Source organism: uncultured Eubacterium sp., assembly GCF_937958975.1.
GTDB lineage: Bacteria > Bacillota > Clostridia > Lachnospirales > Lachnospiraceae > Eubacterium_G.
Map to the genome: position 1 here is coordinate 1 of NZ_CALGRE010000048.1, position 23,267 is coordinate 23,267.

General features: G+C 34.0%; 15 protein-coding genes. 3 read left to right on the forward strand and 12 right to left on the reverse strand.

Features of this window, described 5'->3' with window-relative positions; genetic code table 11:
* Positions 1-795 precede the first annotated feature (795 nt).
* From Q5O86_RS09225 to Q5O86_RS09235, 3 genes are all read right to left on the reverse strand, one after another.
* The gene (locus Q5O86_RS09225; protein ID WP_302626856.1) at positions 796-1,104 is read right to left on the reverse strand and encodes a hypothetical protein; all 309 of its coding nucleotides are present in this window, start codon (positions 1,102-1,104) and stop codon (positions 796-798) included.
* A 61-nt stretch (positions 1,105-1,165) separates the two neighbouring features.
* Positions 1,166-4,219, reverse strand: coding sequence for a gamma-glutamyl-gamma-aminobutyrate hydrolase family protein (locus Q5O86_RS09230; RefSeq protein WP_302626857.1), 3,054 nt, complete (start codon positions 4,217-4,219; stop codon positions 1,166-1,168).
* Positions 4,220-4,227: 8 nt separating this feature from the next.
* Complete coding sequence (locus Q5O86_RS09235) at positions 4,228-5,790, reverse strand: LCP family protein (protein ID WP_302626858.1); 1,563 nt, start codon at positions 5,788-5,790, stop codon at positions 4,228-4,230.
* Positions 5,791-5,926: 136 nt separating this feature from the next.
* Between Q5O86_RS09235 and Q5O86_RS09240 the strand changes: the two genes are divergently transcribed.
* From Q5O86_RS09240 to asnB, 3 genes are read left to right on the forward strand one after another with little or no spacing between them, the layout of a single operon-like run.
* On the forward strand, positions 5,927-6,742 hold the full coding sequence (locus tag Q5O86_RS09240) for a dipicolinate synthase subunit DpsA (protein WP_302626859.1): 816 nt from the start codon (positions 5,927-5,929) through the stop codon (positions 6,740-6,742).
* Complete coding sequence (locus tag Q5O86_RS09245) at positions 6,743-7,348, forward strand: dipicolinate synthase subunit B (protein ID WP_302626860.1); 606 nt, start codon at positions 6,743-6,745, stop codon at positions 7,346-7,348. It abuts the gene before it with no gap.
* 24 nt (positions 7,349-7,372) lie between these two features.
* On the forward strand, positions 7,373-9,220 hold the full coding sequence (gene asnB / locus Q5O86_RS09250) for an asparagine synthase (glutamine-hydrolyzing) (protein WP_302626861.1): 1,848 nt from the start codon (positions 7,373-7,375) through the stop codon (positions 9,218-9,220).
* A 96-nt stretch (positions 9,221-9,316) separates the two neighbouring features.
* On the opposite strand, the gene Q5O86_RS09255 is transcribed toward asnB, so the two are convergent.
* From Q5O86_RS09255 to Q5O86_RS09295, 9 genes are all read right to left on the reverse strand, one after another.
* Entirely contained in the window at positions 9,317-11,071 is a 1,755-nt protein-coding gene (locus Q5O86_RS09255; RefSeq protein WP_302626862.1) for a leucine-rich repeat protein, read from the reverse strand.
* A gap of 386 nt (positions 11,072-11,457) precedes the next feature.
* Entirely contained in the window at positions 11,458-14,097 is a 2,640-nt protein-coding gene (locus tag Q5O86_RS09260; RefSeq protein ID WP_302626863.1) for a translation factor GTPase family protein, read from the reverse strand.
* 44 nt (positions 14,098-14,141) lie between these two features.
* Positions 14,142-15,269 carry an N-acetylglucosamine-6-phosphate deacetylase gene (gene nagA, locus Q5O86_RS09265; RefSeq protein ID WP_302626864.1) on the reverse strand — a complete coding sequence of 376 codons (1,128 nt, stop codon included), beginning with the start codon at positions 15,267-15,269 and terminating at the stop codon, positions 14,142-14,144.
* 26 nt (positions 15,270-15,295) lie between these two features.
* Positions 15,296-16,027: a glucosamine-6-phosphate deaminase gene (gene nagB, locus Q5O86_RS09270; protein ID WP_302626865.1), complete on the reverse strand. Its 732-nt coding sequence runs from the start codon at positions 16,025-16,027 to the stop codon at positions 15,296-15,298.
* Positions 16,028-16,058: 31 nt separating this feature from the next.
* Positions 16,059-16,892 (reverse strand): response regulator, encoded by an 834-nt coding sequence (locus Q5O86_RS09275; RefSeq protein ID WP_302626866.1) that lies wholly within the window; start codon positions 16,890-16,892, stop codon positions 16,059-16,061.
* A gap of 60 nt (positions 16,893-16,952) precedes the next feature.
* Positions 16,953-17,825 carry a carbohydrate ABC transporter permease gene (locus Q5O86_RS09280; protein ID WP_302626867.1) on the reverse strand — a complete coding sequence of 291 codons (873 nt, stop codon included), beginning with the start codon at positions 17,823-17,825 and terminating at the stop codon, positions 16,953-16,955.
* A gap of 9 nt (positions 17,826-17,834) precedes the next feature.
* The gene (locus tag Q5O86_RS09285; RefSeq protein WP_302626868.1) at positions 17,835-18,731 is read right to left on the reverse strand and encodes a carbohydrate ABC transporter permease; all 897 of its coding nucleotides are present in this window, start codon (positions 18,729-18,731) and stop codon (positions 17,835-17,837) included.
* Between the two features lie 173 nt (positions 18,732-18,904).
* Entirely contained in the window at positions 18,905-20,200 is a 1,296-nt protein-coding gene (locus Q5O86_RS09290; protein WP_368074766.1) for an ABC transporter substrate-binding protein, read from the reverse strand.
* A gap of 257 nt (positions 20,201-20,457) precedes the next feature.
* The gene (locus tag Q5O86_RS09295; RefSeq protein WP_302626869.1) at positions 20,458-22,290 is read right to left on the reverse strand and encodes a sensor histidine kinase; all 1,833 of its coding nucleotides are present in this window, start codon (positions 22,288-22,290) and stop codon (positions 20,458-20,460) included.
* Positions 22,291-23,267: the final 977 nt, after the last annotated feature.

Below are 23,267 nucleotides of genomic sequence, written 5' to 3' on the forward strand. Positions count from 1 at the left end.
CTGACGTGTGCTCTTCCGATCTAGTCAAGTGCCTTAGAATGTGAGCTAAAGAAAATATCAATTCGATTTCCTTTAATAGCTCCTCCTCTATCTTCAACTGTATATGTGTGACCATTAATTACCAGCTTAGAACCAAAAGAAAACTGTGATGTATCAGCTGCAATCGTTCTTCCTGCTGTCGCCACTGTACCTGAAGCAGTAATTCCTGTTTCCTTACCACAACATCTTGAACAGCTGCAATATCCTGTTATCTTAAAAGTTCCGACCTTTTTATAAGATTTTTTTCTCTTTTTATTTTTTTTCTTTTTTTTCTTATTCGTTTTTTTCTTTGTACTCTTTTTACTTTTTTTCTTTGTTATTTTTACTGATTCATTCGTCTCAATAATTAATGACTGATTCTGTGTTTCATTTTCAACCTGAATCGGCAAAGCATCTGTGGTATTTGTGTTTAGGACATTTGTCGCCAGTTTATTTGTCTGATGAACAGATTTTATTATAGTGTCTACATTTACTGACTGTAAAGCTTTTATCTTATCTTCTGTAAGCTTCTTCTCACTGCCATTACCAACTCCAAAACCCCCGCCTGCAACTGCAATAGCAAGTGCTGCAACTAGTAATACAACGCCAGTAACGAGTTTTGTCTTCTTCATAAATACACTCCTTTTCTTCGCACTTGTTCTGTGCGATAGGAGTAATATAACGCATTTGTTACACTTTGTCAAGTAAATATTACAAAATTGTTACATTTGTATTTACTTTTGAAATTTTTAGTTCATTTCATTGCAATAAAAACGTTTAAAACAGCTCATTCAAAACTCTTTCGATAACATACTCATGACCACATATTACAATTGTTTCATCATTTACAATCAAAAAACTTGTCTTTCTCAGACTATAACCTACACCAAGCTCTATTCCACCAAAAGTCTCTGCTTTTCTTATTACCCTGTCAATTGCCTTCTGTTCCATATATACCACAGACATATTATTTTCTTTTTGAAATGTAATCATTGGATATCCCGCCTGATAACCTGCTACAACAAGATTCTCCAATCCGTATTTTTTCTCCCAATACGTTAATTTCTCATCACTAATTTCATTCATATCTTCTTCTACCTCTAAATGGTCAAAAGCAGCAATTTAATGCAAAATTGCTGCCCTTTTATTATTTAATGTGCTTCTGTATAAAATCTACAACCAACTTTCTCGTTTCTTCTAAAGCATTTGCCGTAGCAAATTTTCGTTCCGGATGCCATTGAAGTGCCAAAACTTTCATTTCGTCCGACCCAAATGCTTCTATTGTATTGTTTTCTAAATCAATTGCTAACGGCTTAAAGCATGAAGCCAAACCCTCTACAGGAATGATATCCCTATGGAAATTATTGACCCAGATTTCCCTGTTTTCTTCACACAAATATACTTTATGGTCTACACCTCTTGGTCTGTCCACCGGAAGCTCCGGATGATAACATAATTTTCCTCCAAATAAAACATTCATATACTGCATGCCACGACATGTAGCTATAATAGGTATTCCCTCCACAAGACAATGTTTTATTAATTTCTCTTCCATAGCATCTCTGTGCGGTTGCAGCTCCTCAGTATGTTCTCTATCGTAAAACTTTACCGGCAATGCTCCTCCTCCTGCAACAATCAGCAAATCGCACTGTCTTTCAAATAATTTTCCTACATTTTTTACATGATTGGATGCCGGTTGAGGAATGAATCCAAGAAGTTCATAAAATCTAATATAAGCAGCCTCCAAAACATCTGTAGGGTCACCATACTGATTAATGCCTTCCCTCTGAGTGATTAAGGCTCTTAAATCCTCACACTGAACGCCTTCCTTGATAATACCATTAGCACAATCGAGTTCCATATAATTGAGCGAAGACGCATAATTATATATTTTCTCTCCACATCCTATTGCTGCCGGTATTTCAAACTCTGCACAGCGGATTGCCATATGAGATGCCATCCCGCCATATTTAGTAATAAATCCCTTAATTCCTTTTGTAAAAATCCATTCATAACCCGGGTCTGCTTTTGGAATCATAACAATTTTATCCATCAGGTCCTCATCTGTTTCATTTTCTAAATTAACTACTTCACCCTCTACTTTTTTGGAAGTAATAAAATTAGGCCTCGCTTTATTGACAGGAATCACAGAAATACCTGTTTCGTCCAAAATAACGTCCGGCAAAATTACATTAGAATATTCTTTATAATGCTCCTTATTTTGATGTATCACATTTTTAAAAAAGCATTCAATCTCTTTCACTCCCAGTCTTCTACAATCTTCCAGGTCTTCTACAGAAATCCATGATAGATTTTTTCTATCAATATTTAATATTTTTCCAAGTTCCTGTATCAAATCCAATGCGAGACTTAATGATTTTGTAAATTCAAATTTAAAATATTCTCTGCTCTCTATTGCTACTGTTAAAAATTTTATAAAGTCTTGAGAATTAATTTCAAATCCAATAGATTTTAATGCCTCCGATAATGTTTTTTCATCTAAATAATATGTACTTTCTTTCTCTTTTTGTGGTTTATATGTTCCTGTTACCGGCCTAAAAACCATCTGATTATAACTATCTGTCCTGATATCATAAGTTCCACTGCGCAAATGACCATATTTCTTATTGAAAGCTTCTCTTGTTATTTTACCGGCAGAGTATTTTTGATAATCCTGCTCAAAATCGGAAGATACTGTGGCAATATTTTTCATAAACTCGTTCATTTCTTCCTTCGTAAACCATCCGGATGCCACGAGAGAACTACAGAAACTCCTTGCGATAAATGCCATTCTGGCCTGTCTCGTAAACTGCGGTGTTCCATATTTTCTTATATCTTCCAATAATTCAATAATTCCCTTTATTAAGTCCTGTGCATTTCTACAATTTTCATATTTTCTCTTTATTTTATCTCTGGCGTTTTCTAATCGCCTAATATCAGAAGTGTCCTTTAAAGAAATCTTATTATATTCTAATACATTGTTTAATGTTAACTCCTTTAGTGCCTCTACGATTTCTTTTCTTTCACTGCTGGAAAAACCATACTCCAGAAGTTCTGTAGTTCTAAGCCATGTATTAAAATCATAACTGGAATATACAATTTCAAATTCTATCTTATCATGAGCTGTAATATCTTTTTTTAACTTATTAGAATAAAATTGAACAAGCTTATCTGCCAATTCTTCGCTGATTTTTGCAGGAATCAGAGAATAAAAAGAATATTCCAGACTGATATAAGGTTTTACACCAATTTTATACATCAGTTCATCATCTAGCCGCCTATAACCCATAGGAACCAATCCCTCGTTCCATGCTTTCGATGTAATAATAAAACGATATAAAGAATAGTCTAAGGTTCTCGGACTCGTTCCAATAATCTCAGAAGGGTTCCAAAATGCCATATCCGAAAACATCATATTCTTTCCTGTAATGATACTTTTTATAAATCGATAATCATTTTTCAGATTATTAATTTTTTCAAAAAATGCCTTAAAACTTAGAGCTGCCTGTTTGTTTTTTGAAAAATTTGCTACTAAAGGTCTCACCTGAAAGATAATAATTTCGTTATTTTTATTGATTGCAAACTCAATATCCAAAGGAATTTTCAATAATTCCTCGATTTCATTTACGGCATACAATAAATTTTGCCACGCCTCATCCAGTTCTGCCAACTCTGTATTTCTTGCAACCCATAATGTTTTTCCTCCAATTCCACTTGTAACGGAATCTGTCGAGCCACTGTCATCATAATTAATCAGATAATAAGGTCTTTGCCCCTGAATATCATAAGTAAAAAGAACACCACTGTAGACAACATCCACTGCCTGATGCTGTATTAATACCTGTTGATTAGATACATCTTCAATATCCGATGTATATGAGGCAATAACCTCATCTATTGCATTAATCACAGTGGTAACATTCGAAGAATCTACATTCAGGACACTTGTATAATGACCTGCGTTTGATTTTTTAAAACAATCTTCATTGGTGGAGGAACTTCTAACTACAATCTTTTCCCCCTGAAATTGTTTTCCAATCTGTAAGGCCATCTCTCTTTTATTTCTCATATAATCTTTCACAATAACAATTAACATTTTTTCTATAAATGCCTTCGAAATCAGACGCTCTAAGGCTTTCAATGTATTTGCCTTTGTGGATATTATTTCATTTTTTATATTTTTATTTTTCTTATTACTCATCAATGACTCTATTCCTTTGCACTTTCCGGTTCTTGAATCTCTTTATTTTCTTTATTGGCATTTAACAATCCTTTTGCCACATTAATTGTGCTCTCATCAGGAATCATTACATAAGCTCTCTGACTTGGTGCACTGTATGTGTAATCAGAGGTTCCCTGACCGCTTACACTGTAAGTAATAATATCCCACTTTGGCGAACGGTTTAATTGAAATCTAACTAAAGACTGTATGCTCTCTTTTGCCATATTTGTTTGAAAACTTTCGCTGATATTATTTAGTATCTCATCATAATTTTCAAGCAACGCCTGTGACTGGCATTTCTTAATAACCGCTTCAATTACTTTCATCTGGTCTTTTCCTCGTTGCCTGTCACCCTCTGCAAAAGCATGTCTTTCTCTCGCAAACCATAACGCCTCGATACCGCTCAAATTTTCATTAAGCCCCTCAGAATAACTATAACCATGTGTTGAAAAAGAATAATCGGAATCGACATCAATTCCTCCTAAAGCATCTATTATATTTACAAAACCTGTAAAATTAAGTCTCACATAATAGTCAAACTTCATATCGTAGAGCATTTCAAGAGTTGCCATAGAAACATCAATACCATAATTTCCTGCATGTGTAAGCTTGTCCCGTACTCCATTTGAAATAGAAAGCGGTACATAGTAATCTCTTGGTGTAGAAATCAAAATAATCTTTCCTGTCAATGGATTAACAGACATTATAATGTTTACATCGCTTCGGCTTTTTGTAGTCACATCTCCTTCCGTATCTATTCCACTGATATAAACATTAAAACACCTTTTTGTTACATTTCCCTCGTCGTTCATTGCTGCTAATGCCTTTTTTACGGTAATGGTATAAATACATTTAATTTTATCTGTAAACTCTGCATACTTACCATCTTTCTTACCGTCATCCGTATCATCTCCCGCAGACTCTACCGTATCTATTAACGCCTGATTCAAAATCACCGCATCTACTTTCTTATCTAATAATTTTTGTGCCATCAGTACAGGGTCTTTTATTTGCTCTGTATGAATCACCGACGATAATTCTGTTTCAATTGCATTGATAACCGTCTCTGTATCTTCAAGAGAAAATTGCGTATTATAACCAAACTGAAATGCAGCCGCATCTTTTAAATTTGCAGCTTTATTCTCCTTTAAAACATAAACCCCATACTCATCTGTGGCTAATTGAGAATTTTCAACGATTTTATCAATCGTATCATCTGCCTTATTCAACATATTTTTTATCTGTGAATTATATACGATACCTAAAACACTCACAGTTACCATTGCAAGAATTAAAACTGCTGACATTATAATCGATACAATTGTACTTTTCCTGCCTTTTCTTATCACAAATGGAACAATCGTAATAACCACGAATAAAATTTCACCAAAAATAATATATTTTATAGGCAGATAATCAAGTAACAGATATTTTTTATAGGAAATGATGTCATAAAAAACAATCTCCATAAATATTAACGCTGCAATCACAAGTATATTTAATACAAGTGCTGCTGTTTTTAATTTTTTATTGAACAATTCCTTTTCCATCTTTATCCTCCATTTTCATTTTCTCTCGTTCAAATACGCAGTCTTTTACAGTATACCATTTATAACGAAAAATAAAAATATATTATTTCATGCACTGTTATTTTTTTTATGCATATTTTACATTATGGAGGTGAATATGGACACATTTTCTATTCTGTCAGGAGATAAACGCCAGTTTTTTATTGACAAATATTTAAAAGAACATGGTTATACCACTTCTCTGAAAACAAATATGGACTTTAAAGATAGCAAATACATTGTAGGATGCACACCATTTACAAAAAATTCTGAATATATCAACTGTGATTTTTATTCCAGTTTTCCTACAGATACTTTTATGAGTCTCATCAAACCGGGACAGACAATTTTCGGCGGAAACATTCCTGAGAAAATAATTAATAATGCTCCCAAAGATATTACATTTATTGATGTATTAAAAGATGAGAATGTTGTATGGAACAATGCTATGCTTACAGCAGAAGGATTGATTGCAAAAATAATAGAAAATACAGATTTTTCATTAAACAATTCTAAAGTTTTAATTTTGGGTTTTGGAAAATGCGGTACAAATATTGCGGGACGTCTCAATTCATTGAATTGCCTTGTTACGATTTATGACCATACTCCAAAGCACCTGAGCCAGGCACTGTCTTATGGATATGACATTTTAGAATTGGAGGATATTTCCTACAAGATAAATGATTTTGACATAGTCATCAATACAGTACCACAAAACATTTTATCAGACTTTTGTATGAGTAATATCAAAGAATCCTGTGTACTTTTTGAGATTGCAGGTTCCCCATACGGTTTTGACAAAAAAATTGCTGAAAAATACAATTTATCCCTTATTACATGCCCTGGTCTGCCAGGAGCAACTGCTCCTAAAGCTGCCGGGGAATTAATTGCTAAAAGCATTATTTCATATTTAAAACAGAAAGGATTGGGATAAATGGCTCATAACTTTAAGGATAAAAATATCGGTGTTGGAATAACAGGCTCCTATTGCACTTACAAAAAAGTATTTGAGGAGCTGAAACATCTTGCTGATACAAAAGCAAATATAATTACTATCTTTTCAGATAATGCAGCGAATACGAACTCCCGTTTTGGAAAATCAAAAGATTTTCTTAAACTTGCAGAAGAAATCAGTGGAAAACCTCCAATTGTTACAATACCTGATGCTGAGCCTATCGGACCAAAATCCATGCTTGACATTATGATTATTGCTCCATGTACCGGAAATACACTTTCAAAACTGGCAAATGGTATTTCTGACACTCCTGTACTCATGGCGGCAAAAGCACATTTGAGAAATAACAGACCTCTTGTTATTTTCTTAAGCACAAACGATGCTCTTGGTATGAATCTAAAAAACATAGGAATACTTCTTAATACAAAAAACATTTATTTTGTACCGTTTGGTCAGGATAATTATATCTCAAAACCAAATTCAATGATTGCGCATGTGGACTTAATTGAAGAGACAATAGAAAAGGCTTTAGGCGGAAGACAAATTCAGCCTGTAATCAAAAGTCCTCATGTAACGATTCTTTAATAAATTATAATATAGGAGTTTTTTATGTGTGGTATCGCTGGTTTTTTTCAAACAAAACATGATGTTTTTAAGGAACATTCTAACAGACTACTTGTGAATAAACTTATTAATATGAAAAAGTTTATAAAACACCGTGGTCCCAATGATGATGATATATTTTTAGAGGGCTTTGCCGGTTTTGCCCATACAAGGCTCTCTATCCGCGACATTCGAAGCGGTCATCAGCCAATGACCTGTAAATATAAAAATCGTATTGCTACAATTATTTACAACGGTGAAATATACAATACGGAAGAACTAAAATATAGATTAAATGAATATGACATCCGTTTGAAAACTACTAGCGATACTGAGATTATTCTATATTGTTATCTGGTTTTTGGGACTAAAATTTTTAAAGAGTTTAATGGTATCTTTGCATTTGCAATATATGAAGATAATCAGCTTATTATTGCCAGAGACCATATCGGGGTAAAACCATTATTTTACTATTGTGACAACAAACAGTTTGTTTTTTCTTCAGAAATAAAAGGAATCTTTGCATATGGTATTACTCCACAACTAAATTCGGAAAGCTGGTGCGAAGTTATCGGGTTGGGACCTGCACACACACCGGGCAATGGTGTATTTGAAAACATCGATGAAGTGCTTCCCGGATATTATCTCACAGTTACATGTGATACAGATAAAAATGTTCATTTAAAAAAACAATGTTACTGGAAACTTCAATCGACCGAGCACACCGATGACTATAATACTACAGTAGAACATTGTTCTTACTTAATCAAAGATAGTATTAAAAGACAAATGGTCTCAGATATTCCTATCTGTACTTTCCTATCGGGTGGTTTAGACTCCAGTCTTGTCTCAGCAATTGTTGCAAAAGAATTATCTCCCGACAAATTAAATACTTACTCTTTTGATTTTGTTGGAAACAGTAAAAATTTCAAGGCAAGTTCATTCCAAAGTACATTAGACAGACCTTTTGTGGATATCATGGTTGAGCATATTCATAGCAACCACACTTATTTAGAGTGCAACAATGATGACCAAATTAACTGTTTATTTAAAGCTGTAGATGCCAGAGATATGCCTTCTATGGCAGATGTGGAATCCTCCATGTTGTATTTCTGTAATTTGGTAGCAAAAGAATGTAAGGTAACCCTTACCGGAGAATGTGCCGATGAAATATTTGGCGGATATCCTTGGTTCCATAGAAAAGAAATGCTTTATCAAAATACTTTTCCATGGTCCTATGACATGGGAGCAAGGACTTATCTATTTCGAGATGATTTTATACATGAGTTAAATTTAGAACAATATGTTAATTCTAAGTATTTAGATACAATCAAAGAATGTCCTGATTTAATTGATGCCGATGAAGATGAGAGACATCGAAGAAAGATATGTTATCTAAATATACGCTGGTTTATGATGACATTATTAAATAGAATGGATAGATGTAGTATGTATTCGGGTCTTGAAGCGAGAGTTCCTTACGCTGATTACCGTATTTTAGAATATGTTTTCAATGTTCCTTGGAAATATAAATGCTATAATGGTCAGACCAAAAGCCTGCTGATTGAATGTGGAAAAGAATTTCTGCCCGACGAAATACTCTACAGAAAGAAAAGTCCATATCCAAAAACATATGACCCGACATATGAAAAAATATTAGGCAAAATGGTTTTAGCGGAACTTGATGAAAATCAGACATTAAAAAATATTATAGACCAGAATAAACTAATTCAATTTATTAACAGTCCAAAAGATTATGGAAAACCTTGGTATGGCCAATTAATGGCCGGACCACAAATGCTTGCATATGTTTTACAAATAGGGTACTGGATTCGAAAATATCAATTGTCTTAGTATCAAAAACGGGTGACATTTATAATTTAACAAGTGTATTCTGAACATAGCAAGACTCATTTTTTGAGAATTACTATGTTCAATTTACACATTACATCACCTGACAGTTACCTTACATTTTGCCTTTTTATTACTGCCTTTTATTTTCACAATAATATAGCACGTTCCTTTTCTTTTTCCTTTCACCTTTCCTTTTGAAACCGTTGCAATTTTTTTGTTGCTGCTACTCCACACAAGCTTTTTCAATGTTGCGTTCTTTGGTGAAATTTTGGCTCTGAGAGTATATTTTTTCCCCTTCTTAATTAATATTTTATTTTTATTTAATTTTATTTTTTTTGGCGATATAGTAACTTTTATTTTGCAGCTAGCCTTTTTATTTCCTTCATTTGTTATGACACTAATCGTACATATTCCTTTCCCTGTTGCCTTTACAACACCGGTTTGTGAAACTGTTGCCACTTTCGTATTAGAGCTCACCCATTTCACAGATTTATCATCCGCATTGTATGGTGTTATTTCATATTTTATCTGTTTGCTTTTTCCTTTCGCAAGAGTCAATATTTTTTCCTTAATGAAAATACCCATAACAGGTACTTTACCATATGGCTGCTTTGGATACGCATTATACGCTTTCCAACTTTTTTCATATTTTTTTGGATATAAAATTTTAAACCTGTTATTATTATGGCTAAATGCCCATTCATTTAAATCAATTGGTTTTTCTCCCATAAATTTTGCAAATTCAAGACTTTTGCAATTAGAAAATGCATCATACCCAACAGCTTCTACACTACTTGGAATTGTTATACCTGTTAAAGATTCACACTGTATAAACGCTCTACTCTCAATAGACTTCACACTGTCTGGAATATTAATACTTGTTAAACTACCGCAAGCCTCAAATGCACTTTTCGCAATAGATGTAACGCCATTTGGAATTATAAACACATCACCTTTCTTTCCCAGCGGATAAATTAAAAGCTCCGACTTATCTTTATTATATAAAACACCATCCCTGCTACTAAATTTACTGTTTTTATTGTCCACCTTAATACTTTGGAGATTGGAACATCCTCCAAATGAATCACGCTCTACAGAGACAACACTTTCAGAAAGTATAATTTCTGTCAGATTAGAACAGGAACAAAAAGCATCACTCATAATATATTCGACACTATCAGGGAATGTATAAGAACTATCCGTTTTTCCTGAAGGATATGTTAACAGAACTGATTTTGCCTTATTATATAAAATACCGTCCTGACTACTAAATTTAGTATTTTTATTGTCAACATCTATACTATTTAAACGAGAACATCCAAAAAAACAGGAAAAACCGAAATATTCTTTATAAGGTATCACTGATACATCAGCAGGAATTGTTATACTTGTTAAACCAGAACAATATGCAAAAGCTCCCTCACCAATAGACGTAACACTTTCAGGAATTATTATATTCTCCAATTTTATACATCCTGCCAATATGTAATCTGCAAGTGCCGTTATTTTATTTGAAAGTGTAATACTTGCTAAACTATAACAATCGGCAAAAGCATATGTTCCAATAGATGTAATATTATCAGGAATGACAACGCTGACCAAATTCGTATTGCTCTTAAAAGCTTCATTACCAATTGCTGTTACCTTCATTCCATGAATCGTTTCCGGAACAGTTATATCAGATTTATTTCCATTATAACCTGTAACCATTACACTTCCATTGACAATTTCATAACTCCACTCTCCTGTGGTATCGGCCTTAACTTCAGTATGTGGAACTATTGTCAATAAAGTTAAAACCATCGACAAAATCAAACACAAACTTAAAAATCTTTTACTCATTTTTTTCATTTTCATCTTCCTCCCACTTTTAAATTTTTCAATTCAATTAATATCCATGCATCGCCACCAGTCAATAATAACTTATAATTAGTGCTTTTATCTTTCCGTATTTTTTGTATAGTTATAATACAAAAAGCTCCCCCAACATGAAACATTACTACTATATTTGATAAACCATATAACAAATAAATTCTCGTTTTCTTAGTTGGAAGAGCCCTTACTCTTATGTATTTAATTTTATCCTATAAAATAGCAGTCTTTCATATACTTGGTTTATACCAAAATTTTAACAAACTGTCAATTAATACCATAATAAATATACAAAAAGCAATACAAAAATATACATTTTCATTAATTCTATAACTTTATTCTCTTACTTTATATCTATTTAGCACTCAATTAATCTTTTTATCTTTTTCTGACAGTATATTCTTTTCTGTTAAAACATAATTACCTAAAGCACTATTTTCACGAATCCGTTCTGTAATCTGTCTATTGATACAGTCTACCTCTTCTTTAAAATTCATCGCAGACATTCTAAGTGCGCCATGTCCCATGATAATCAATTGCTCTAATGCATCGGAAGTGGCAACGCTGACTCTATATTTGCTGGACATTTTATGCGTTGTCTTTGCAATATACATATCTGCTGTTTCCGCTTCTTTCGTAAAAACAACATAGACATTATTATGTTTATAAATTGTTTCCGAATGTCTCTTTACATTATATGCATCAAAAACAACGATAACCGTGTTTCCTTTATATCCCTGATAATTGGATAAAATCTCCAGAAGCCTATCTCTTGCACCATCAATATTGGTTTGAGCAATTATTTTTAATTCATCCCATGCAAAAATAATATTATAACCGTCTACAAGCACACATTCCGGCAAATTTCCTTTACCACTTCCCTTGTACTTTTTGGGTTCACTATCATACCTGCGAATGGTTGGCGCAGATGTTTTCTTTCTCTTCACCTTACCAAAAGTCTTTTCAAATATTGCTTCCAGTTCTTTATCACTCGCATAAGAATTTAACTCATGATTTTCATGAAAAAAAGTATTTGTGCTATCGTCATCGTATGCCTCACTCTCGTTCAAATTCGTTTCTGTCTTTATATGCATATACTGCTCAACTTCATCCCAAGACACATTGAATCCCGCTCCATGTGCACAAAATACAGAACCTGTAGGATTTGCGACATCACTTTCACTATCGTATGCATAACGGTCAATTACTTTTTCTGCATTATGACACGGAGCATATCCTTTATATTTTAGTGTTATAGTTCCCATTCCGTGAGTGTACTCATTTAAAACATTCGTATAATTCCATATCTCTGCCACAGGAGCATACCCTTTTAAAACGGTTTTATCTCCTTTTATTTCCGGTATTCCGACATTTCCACTCATCTTGCTGATATCATTCATTGCCCGCCCCACATTTTCAGCCGGAACAGAAAGAATAAAATCATAATACGGCTCTAAAAGTATAGATTTTGTCTTTTTTAATCCCTGTCTGACAGCCCTGTATGTTGCCTGTCTGAAATCTCCCCCCTCTGTGTGTTTTAGGTGTGCTTTTCCGCCAATTAATGTAATACAAATATCAGTAATAGGAGAACCTGTAAGAACACCTCTATGCTCCTTTTCAGACAAATGTGTTAGAATCAGTCGCTGCCAATTTCTGCTAAGCTCATTTTCATTCACTTTTGTTCTCAAAACAATACCACTTCCAGGTTCTGCCGCCTCTAACAATAAATGAACCTCAGCATAATGTCTCAAAGGTTCAAAATGTCCTACGCCTTCTACCGGCTCCACTATCGTTTCTTTGTACAATATACTGCCGGAACCAAATTCCACATCCATATCAAACCGTTCTTTTATCATTTGTTTTAGAACCTGTATTTGTATTGGTCCCATCACACTTACGCTAATTTCCTGCTTTTCAACATTCCATTTTAGTTGCAATGTCGGGTCTTCTTCCTCCAGTTCTTTTATTTTGGAATACGCCTGATTGATATTAATATTTTCCGGAATAATAATTTTATAAGACATTACCGGTATCAAACTAGGGCTTTCACTCTCATATTCTCCCCCCAGTCCTTGTCCCGAATATGACTTTGTAAGTCCGGTAACTGCACAGACAGTACCTGCCTTCACATTGGCCAACGTATCATACTTATCTCCTGAATAAATTCTAATTTCATTAACTTTCTCCTCCCAAGGACCACTAACTGCATCTTCACCTTTTATAACATTCTTTACTGACAATTCGCCACCCGTTATTTTCATATGTGTCAGTCTGTTTCCATTATTATCTTTTGATATTTTATAAATCTTAGCTCCAAACGCTTCATTATATATCATGTCAAATGTATATTTATGTAATCCATCTAACAAATCTTCCACACCTTCTAATCGAAGTGCAGAACCAAAATAGCATGGAAAAAGTTTTCTGTCATAAATTAACTCAGATATTGTATGTGTGCTAATGTTATCTGTCTCCATATATTCTTCAAAGACATCCTCATCCGTCATTGCTATATTTTCTAAGATTCCGGTCTTTCCCTGAAATCTGACAACATTATCTCCAAATCTTTCTTTTAATTCATGCAATAAAAAATCACCGCTAACATTTGGCATGTCCATTTTATTGACGAAAATAAAAGTGGGAACATGATATCTTGATAGCAGCTTCCATAAAGTTTCCGTGTGTCCCTGAATCCCGTCACCGGCACTCACCAAAAGTATCGCATAATCAAGAACCTGTAATGTCCTCTCCATTTCTGTAGAAAAATCTACATGTCCTGGAGTATCCAATAATGTAACCTCCATATCTTTGTATTCAAAAACAGCCTGCTTTGAAAAAATGGTAATTCCTCTTTCACGCTCCATCTGAAAAGTGTCTAAATATGCATCTTTGTGGTCCACACGACCTAATTTTCTTATTTTTCCTGTTAAATATAATACTGACTCAGATAGAGTAGTCTTACCACCATCTACATGAGCCAGTATTCCTAATGTTATCTTCCTCATAAGTTAATTATAACTTATGGAAAAACAAAATGCAATTTTTGTTATCATTCTTTGATAACTCTTTTAATTTGGTAATTATCATCTATAAGAACCATTCTTGCCGCTTTCCCTTTCTCCAAAGTTCCGCATTCATCAAGGATTCCTATAGCTTTTGCCGGATTATATGTTGCAGCCTTGATTGCACTATTTTCAGGAATGCCCATTTTAATTACATTTACCATGCAATCATATACATTGGTGGCACTTCCCGCCAATGTACCGTCCTCTAATCTAACCGCTCCATCCTTTAAAAACACCGGAAGACCTCCGAGTTCGTACTCACCTTCCTCCATTCCGCATGCTCTCGTACTATCACTAATAAGGATAATCCTGTCATCACCAAAGAGTTGAAAAGCGGCTCTGATTGCTGACGGATGAATGTGTATCCCATCACAAATGATTTCTGCCATTACATCTTCATTCTCCACAGCCGCACCAATCACTCCCGGCTCTCTATGGGTAAGCCCCGGCATTGCATTAAATAAATGTGTTACATGCCTTGCTCCGGCATCAAATGCAGCCTTTGCTTCATCATAATTAGCCATTGTATGACCCACAGAAAACCTGATTTTATCTTTTAGACTTTTAATGCATTCAATTGCCCCTTGAACCTCCGGTGCAATTGTCACAAGTTTCGTCAAACTATTTGATTCTTTTATCAATTCCTTTAAAAATTCAATATCCGGTTTATGAACATATTCCGGATTCTGGGCGCCACATCTATCTGGCGAAATACATGGACCCTCAAGATTAATTCCACACAATACCGCCTCATCACCACTCGCATTATGATGAGCCGCAACAGAACAAATCTTTTTCAATGTTTCTAAAGACAATGTCATTGTCGCAGGACAGATATTGGTAACCCCTTTCGTCAATTGAAACTTAGCCATGTTTCTTATTGCTTCATCCGTTCCGTCACAAAAATCATATCCTACACAACCATGAAAATGAATATCCGTTAATCCCGGTATGATTCTAAGACCTGATGCATCAACAATTTCCTCTGTAGACCTTAGATTACTTTCGTCAATCGCATCTGATATTTCACAAATCTTTCCATCCTTTATCAAAATATCTTTTTTTTCAAACTGAAATTTTTTGGTAAAAACGAATCCATTTTTAATAAGCATTTTTATGCCTCCATATTTTGTCTAAATTAACACTGAATCAGTTCTAATGCTTCCGCATCACCCACTAAAGTTACATCATTATGCAACTGTAAAACAGAAGCCGGAACTTTTGGTGTAACCGGTCCGAAAAAGGCCTCTTTCACAATTTGAGCTTTTTGTTTGCCATTTACTACAATAACAATTTTTTTTGCCTGCATAATTGATTTAATTCCCATCGTGTATGCTTCTTTTGGAACATCCTCAATATTTTCAAAAAATCGTGAATTTGCATTCACTGTACTCTCGGATAACTTTACACAATGAGTCTCTTTTTCAAAAGCTTCACCAGGCTCATTAAATCCGATGTGACCATTGTTTCCTAATCCTAAAAGCTGTAAGTCAACACCACCGCTCTTTCGAATAATCTCATTGTAATCTGCACATGCTTTCTCCGAATCATTTTCTAATCCATTCGGTACATATGTATTACGTTTATCAATATTAATATAGTCAAAAAGATTTTTGTTCATAAAATAACGATAACTCTGGTCGTTTTCGGCAGATAAACCTTTATATTCATCTAAGTTAATTGTTGTTACTTCACTAAAATCAAGGTCTCCCTTTTTGTACCATTCTATCAATTGTGAATAGGTTCCAAGCGGTGTAGAACCTGTTGCAAGCCCTATTACACATTTAGGTTTCATAATTATCTGTGCAGAGATAATATTAGCCGCCATCCTGCTCATGGAATAATAATCTTCCGCTTTGATAATACGCATCTCTATTCCTTTCTACTATTAAAATCATAAACTATCCATTATTTCGAAATTCTTTGGGAGACATTCCTTCATAATTTTTAAATATTCTTGAAAAATGCGTCACATCCTGAAATCCCACTTTTTCCGAAATATCCTGAATTTTATATGATGTAGTTTTCAATAATTCTTTCGCCTTATCCAGACGAATCCTATTTATTATTTCAAAAAATCCTTTACCGGTATACTGATTTAACAGTTTACTCAGATGCCAGTTGCTTATGTAACACTGTTCTGCCACGTCCACAAGACTCAATTTCAAAACATAATGTTCATACATAAACATAATCGCATTTTTTATAATGTAATTATTTGCATCTGTATATTTTAATTTCCCATCATCATTATTATTGTCAAGCGGTCTGTTTTTTATAAATGTTTCAAAAAGATATTTTTCTTCTGGATTATTTAAATCCCATATATCATTTTCTACTTTATCACCCATCTCACCTCTTGACTGTAAATTTTTTATCATAGCGTCAATGGCTTCTTCTAATTCGTCAAATTTTGAAGGTTTAAGGAGAAACCTTGTCACTCCAAGTTTAATCGCCTGTTGGGCATACTCAAAATTTCTGAATCCTGTAAGGAGACATACCTCTATGTTCGGAAACTCTGATTTTATAGCCGCAACCATCGCCAATCCGTCCATATTTGTCATTGATATATCAGAAATCAATATGTCTGGTTCAAATTCTTTTACTAATTGTAAGCCCTCTAAACCATTGCTCCCTGTTCCAACAATTTCACAATTCCAATTTGCCCATTGTATTCCTTTTTGTAACCCTTCAACAATAATCGGCTCATCATCCACTATGACAACTTTATACATATATTTATTTCTCCTTTGCCTATATAGCTATAACTATTTTAGCACAAAAAAGCATAAAAATTAACCTTTAACTGCTCCAACTGTCATACCTTTTATAATATATTTCTGTAAACATAAATAAACAATCAGAATTGGTACAACAATCAATGTAACCGAAGCAAATAGCGCACCATAGTTTACACCCTCTTTAGATGAAATATTGTTTAACAAAATTGTAATTGCCCAATTTTCCTTTGTGCGAAGGAAAAACATCTGTGTAAACAAATCATTGTAACTCCAAAGAAAACTGAATATTCCAACTGTTACAAATGACGGTTTACTCAACGGCATTATAACTTTAAAATAAATCTGGAAAATATTACATCCTTCCATATATGCTGCTTCTTCTAATTCCACCGGTAATCCTTTTATATAACTGGATAAAACAATTATCGCAAATGACATGTTTCCTGCAATCTGTGGTAAAATAACTGAAACAAGGTTTACGCCAACACTGCTTGTGTTTACGATTCCCCATGATGTCATCATTCTTAAAACCGGAATAATTGTTGAATAGATAGGAAACATCATACCCGCATATAACAAAGCAAGAAGGATTCCTTTTCCTCTAAACTTATATCTGGTGAGGACATATGCCGCCATTCCCGAAAACAGAATAACCACAATCGCAACTGTACCTGATATAATAAAACTATTTCTGTATGCGCTGAAAATATTATAATTTTCAAATATATTTCTGTAATTATCCAATGAAAACAAGTCTCCAATAGGCAATGAGAACGAATTGTTATAGATTGCCTTTTTGTCTTTAAAAGAGTTTAAGATAGACCATCCCAGTGGAAATATTGTAGTCAATGCCCATGCAATTAAAAGCGTATAGACAATTACAGCTGAAATTTTTATTTTTTTTACTTTCATTTTCTTTCCTGCCATCTCAACCTCCTACGCTTCATAATCACTATTTGACTTAAACAATCTGTTTACAACCATCGATAAAATCACACCTATGATTACTATAATAACACCCATTGCAGACGCATAATCAACATCTTCATATACTTTTGAATACATATATGTTCCTGTCAACCATGTATCTGACATTCCCTTCGGGAACATAGTCCAAGGTAAATCGAATACTTTTAATGCTCCTGTCACAGCAAGAATAACACAGGTACTAATACTGTTTCTAAGAAGTGGTATTGTGATATATCTTACTCTCTGAAATTTTGTTGCTCCATCAATCGAAGCCGCCTCATATAAATCTTCCGGAATACCACTTAGCCCGGTCAGCAGTATGATGAAATAGAAACCAACATACTGCCAAATTACCGGAACTAACATGGTAAACATTGCATGGTTTGCTTTCCAGTCAATAATTTCATTGGAAGAGGCGTTTAATACTCCAATAAACTGTAAAAACTGGTTAATCATACCCTTATCGTATAAAAATACAAGGTTAAATAACAAACCAAGTGCTGTTGCCGAAACAACGATTGGGAAGAAATATACAACTCTGAAAAATCCGGAACCCTTTTTAATATTGCTTACAAGAAGTGACAGGATAAGCGCAATTCCCACCTCTCCTACGATTGTCGCAATAACTACGATTACTGTATTTTTCAAAGCTATAACCATTTTAGGGTCTTTAAATATATTAATATAATTAATATAAAAAGGTGCATTCCATTCACCGGATGCCGTTCCCATGTACTTAATGTGCTGGAAACTGTTAATAATGTTTCTAACAAATGGATAGTACAGAAAAACGAACATGAAAATGAATGCCGGTATAAGGAAAAAAATAATCAATTTTTTATTTTTATAAATTTTAGAATCCATTTTTGTGTTGTCCTTCCTAAAATATAAGGGATTGTTGCTTAGCAACAACCCCTTTTTTGTTCTTTATAGGAATTTGCTCTGCAATTTCCTATACCATACGCCCAAAACGTATTGGCAAATTATGAACCACTCATATTAAGAAACTATGAGTTGTACTCAATATTCTTTTTTCTTTATTCACCAAGCTTATCAATTGCCTGCTGTACTGCATCTTCTACTTTCTTATCACCCTTAACGATTGCTCCCATTTCACCGAAGATTGGTGCTCTAGCTGCTTCTGAAAGGTTATCCTGTACGGCTGGTGAAATACCAGTTGTACCAGCGCTGAATGTGATAGCATCTTTTGCAAGTGCTGAAAGGTCATCTGATGGTGTTACACCATTCTTTAATGCTGTAACTGCTGTTCCTGAGAATTTTGATACATTTTCGTCATTTGTCATATACTGTACAAAATCTACAGCTGCTGCACGTTTGTCAGGATCATCCCAAGCTTTCTTTGAAATATAGTAACCCATTGAAAGTCCACCGATGATATCTGTTGTTTTTCTTTCTCCCTTTCCAGGTACATATGTAACTGTGAAGTTATCAATATCATCAACTGCTTCTTCAATACCGCCAACTTTCCATGAACCATCAATTAAGAATGCTGCCTTATCACTTGTAAACATCTGGAATGTTTCAGCGTCTGTTGCTGTAAGTGTGTTCTCTGGGAAGTATCCTTTTTCATATAATGTCTTAATATCTTTGATACCATTTACCCAAGCTTTTCCAGCTGCATCTGTTGTTGTTGCAGGAACTGTGTTATGTGTTGCTACACTATTGAAGTTATAAATTGAAAATTCGAACCAGTAATGTGGAATTTCCTGTAATGAAGCAGCAATTGGTGCATATCCTGCTTTTTTGATTTTTTCGCAAATCTTTAAGAAATCTTCCCAAGTTGTCTCTGCTGTAGGAACTTCAACACCTGCCTTCTGACAAACTTCTTTATTTACAAATAAACCTTCCCAATATCCGTTTACAGGAACTGAATAATTCTTTCCGTCTACCGGAGATGCTCCTAATAGCTCATCTCTCATATTGCTTGCATAATCTGGATATTCTTTTCTAATTTCGTCAATTGAAACAACCTTACCCTGTTCTACAAACTGGTTTGAATCAACACCATTAAAGAAGAATAACACATCAGGTTCTGAACCTGTTTCAAAGTCAGTAATAATTCTTGATTTGAAAGCTTCGTCTGATGTAGCCGAGCTATCATCCACTTTATTTCCTGTCTTCTTTTCCCATGCTGCAACTGCATCTTTGTAGTTTTGAGCATTTGTGTCTTCACCTGCATAAGTTGTTGTTACGCTCAACTTAACACTTTTTTTGCTACTTTCATCTGTTTTTCCGCCTTCCGAACTGTTTCCACATCCTACGAGCGATGCGGCCATAGCTCCTGCGAGTACTAAAGCTAACGCCTTCTTCATAATTAAATCCTCCTATCTTTGCGAACCACATCAGGACAAACATTAATTGTTTTTATTCTGCCTATTGATTCAATCCGCATCTTTAATGTACACTACTATTCTATACAAAAAACACCAATAAGTGAATGTATCTTATTGGTATTTTTTTGATAATATTTGGTTATTTTTTTCGACAAAATCAAAAATTTTTGTATAATATTGCTATTTTTTGTTTCTTTTTGTTTTCTTTGCTATTCATATTGTACAATATAAACATACTACAATTTATTTATTTCAATTTTTATCTCACTAACTGTTAAATTCTCCTCTGGATTTGAAATTGTAAGACCGCTTTCATCACCGTATAATATTTTCAATCGTCTGTTAACATTTCTGATTCCAATATGATGATTTTTTCCTTTCATTTCATCTGCATTCAATAACAAATCTATTTTTTGCTGGTCATTCTCGTCTATATTTCCATTGTTTTCTACAACAATGTGTATGTAATTTTCTTTTTCAAATATTTTGAGTTTCCCTTCTCTATTTCCATAGATATCTCCACCATGTTCTACCATATTTTCAACAATCGGCTGGATAATTAATCTTGGAATTTTTATTCCAAACAATTTTTCATCTACATCTTTTGAAAAACGGAATTTACTTCCAAAACGTTGAACAATAATATATAAATAGGCGTCTACATATTTTAATTCTTCCCGAATCGTAATAAATGATTCATTATTTCGATTCATAGTAGCTTCCATCATAATGCCAAGTGACTCAATCATTCCACTTACATCATTATTTCCGCTCATTCTTGCTTTCCAATTAATGATTTCAAGAGTATTGTTTAGAAAATGTGGATTAATCTGTGACTGCAATGCCTGCATTTTCGCATCGCGCACAGCTATTTCCTCTGCATATATCCGGCCAAACGACTCCTCCAGACTGACAGACATATGATTGAAAGTATCGATAAGCGTACCAAATTCACTATTTCTTTCAAACTCATTGATTTTATATCCATACTCTCCATTCTTAATTTTCTCGGAAGCATCAACCAGCTCCGAAATCGGTTGACTGATATTCTTATAAAAGAAATAAAATGTGGCGCTGAATAAAGGTATTAATAAAATTACAATAATAATATATAAATACAATGCAACATTATTCTCACTTAACATCCCCACTTTATCAAGTTTTATAACAAACGAAAGTTTTTGACCATTTACTGCCATAGAAATATACGATATTCCTTTTGACTTATCACAATTATATATGAGAACATCATCGCTAAGTTTTTCCTTTTTTAATACATTATCTTCTACATATTTCAAGAATTTTTTCTGTTCATTTTCCTTTAAAACATCAAACCCTTTTATCAGTTCATCTTCAAGATAAACCAGTGTATCCTCTCTCCATACAACATTATCAATACTTTGAAATATTGCATCTTTATTAATTTCCATTACAAGTATAGATATAGGCTTATATTCACTATTTACAATATTTCTTACTAAATATAAATGATTCGATACATTTACAAATTTTGTTCCCGTTCCAAGGTTTCTTGCAGCGGCACATACCGTGGTTAAAGCTCTCGCCTTAAATTCATTAATATTGGCATATGTAGCTCCGGCCACATTACTATATGTATAATATTGATATGGTGTTTTCATATTAAATAAAAGTATTGTATTTGAAATAACCGAACTATATTTATATGTATTATTCAGATAAGAGGATATGGCCTTATACATTTCTGTATCATCGCCTGTCTTTTGAAACTCGTCATAACTTTTCTTTATTATACCATCATATGATGCCCTCTTCGACTCCTCAATAGCTACTAATATATTTGTCCTACAGATTTCTGCGGCATTTTCCATCGAAGTATTCACCGTATCATTAATCTGATGATTCGTCTTTGTTTCCGTTGTATAAAAAAGAACAATGGCAAGAATCAAGCAAGGAATAAACCAACATAACAAAATAACCCTTATCATTCCCTTAGTCAAATCCGACTTATTTAGTTGACTAATCTTAATAGACCGGATACTCTTTTTTATTTTGTCTGTACGTTTCCTTTTCTTGCTTGCCTTATCCATTGTTCTAAACCTCTCTTTATACAATAATATTACAGGCCAAGAAATTGTTCAAATATCTCACATACTTTCATTGCATCTTCACGCTGTGGCATTTCACAGAAAATTCTGATAAGCGGTTCTGTACCGGAAAATCTTCCAATGACCCAGCCACCATTTCTGAAATAAATCTTACATCCATCCATATAAGACACCTTCTCAATCTTATATGGAAGGTCAGGAATCTTCTGTTCTTCCATAAGAACTTTATTAATTTCTGCCTTCTTTTCCACACTAAACTTATAATCCCGTTCTTCCATGTAAATACTTCCGCACTCAGCTTCGATGTCTTTATATATTTCGGATATTTTTCTTCCGGTTACCGCAATCATCTCAATCAACAACATTGCCGCATAAATACCATCTTTACCGTTGATATGTCCCCGAACCGTAAGACCACCCGAAGACTCTCCACCGATAACTGCATCCACTTCCGTCATTTTTGCTGATATATGCTTGAATCCAACCGGAACCTCATAACATTCCTCGCCAAACTTTTTCGCAACTTTATCCAACATATGTGTCGTTGCCACATTTCTGACAACCGCACCATGCCATCCCTTATATTTTACCAGATAATAGTACAATAACACAAGAATATCATTTGGATGTAAAAATCTTCCTGTATCATCTATTACACCGATTCTGTCAGCATCTCCGTCTGTTGCAATACCAATGTCAAAATTGTAATCCATAACTCTTGTTATCAAACCTCTCAGAGTAGATGCCGTAGGTGATGGAAGCTTTCCACCAAATAACGTATCATGTCTGTCATGTATCGTTTCCACATCACATCTGGCTGTAAGAAGTAAGGTTTTTAACGGAATTTCCGAAACACCATACATCGGGTCAAGTGCCACCCGGAGTCCGGCCTCTTTTATAATATTCATATCCACAGCTGCAAAGATCGGAAGAGCGTCGTGGTAGGGAAAGAGTGTAGA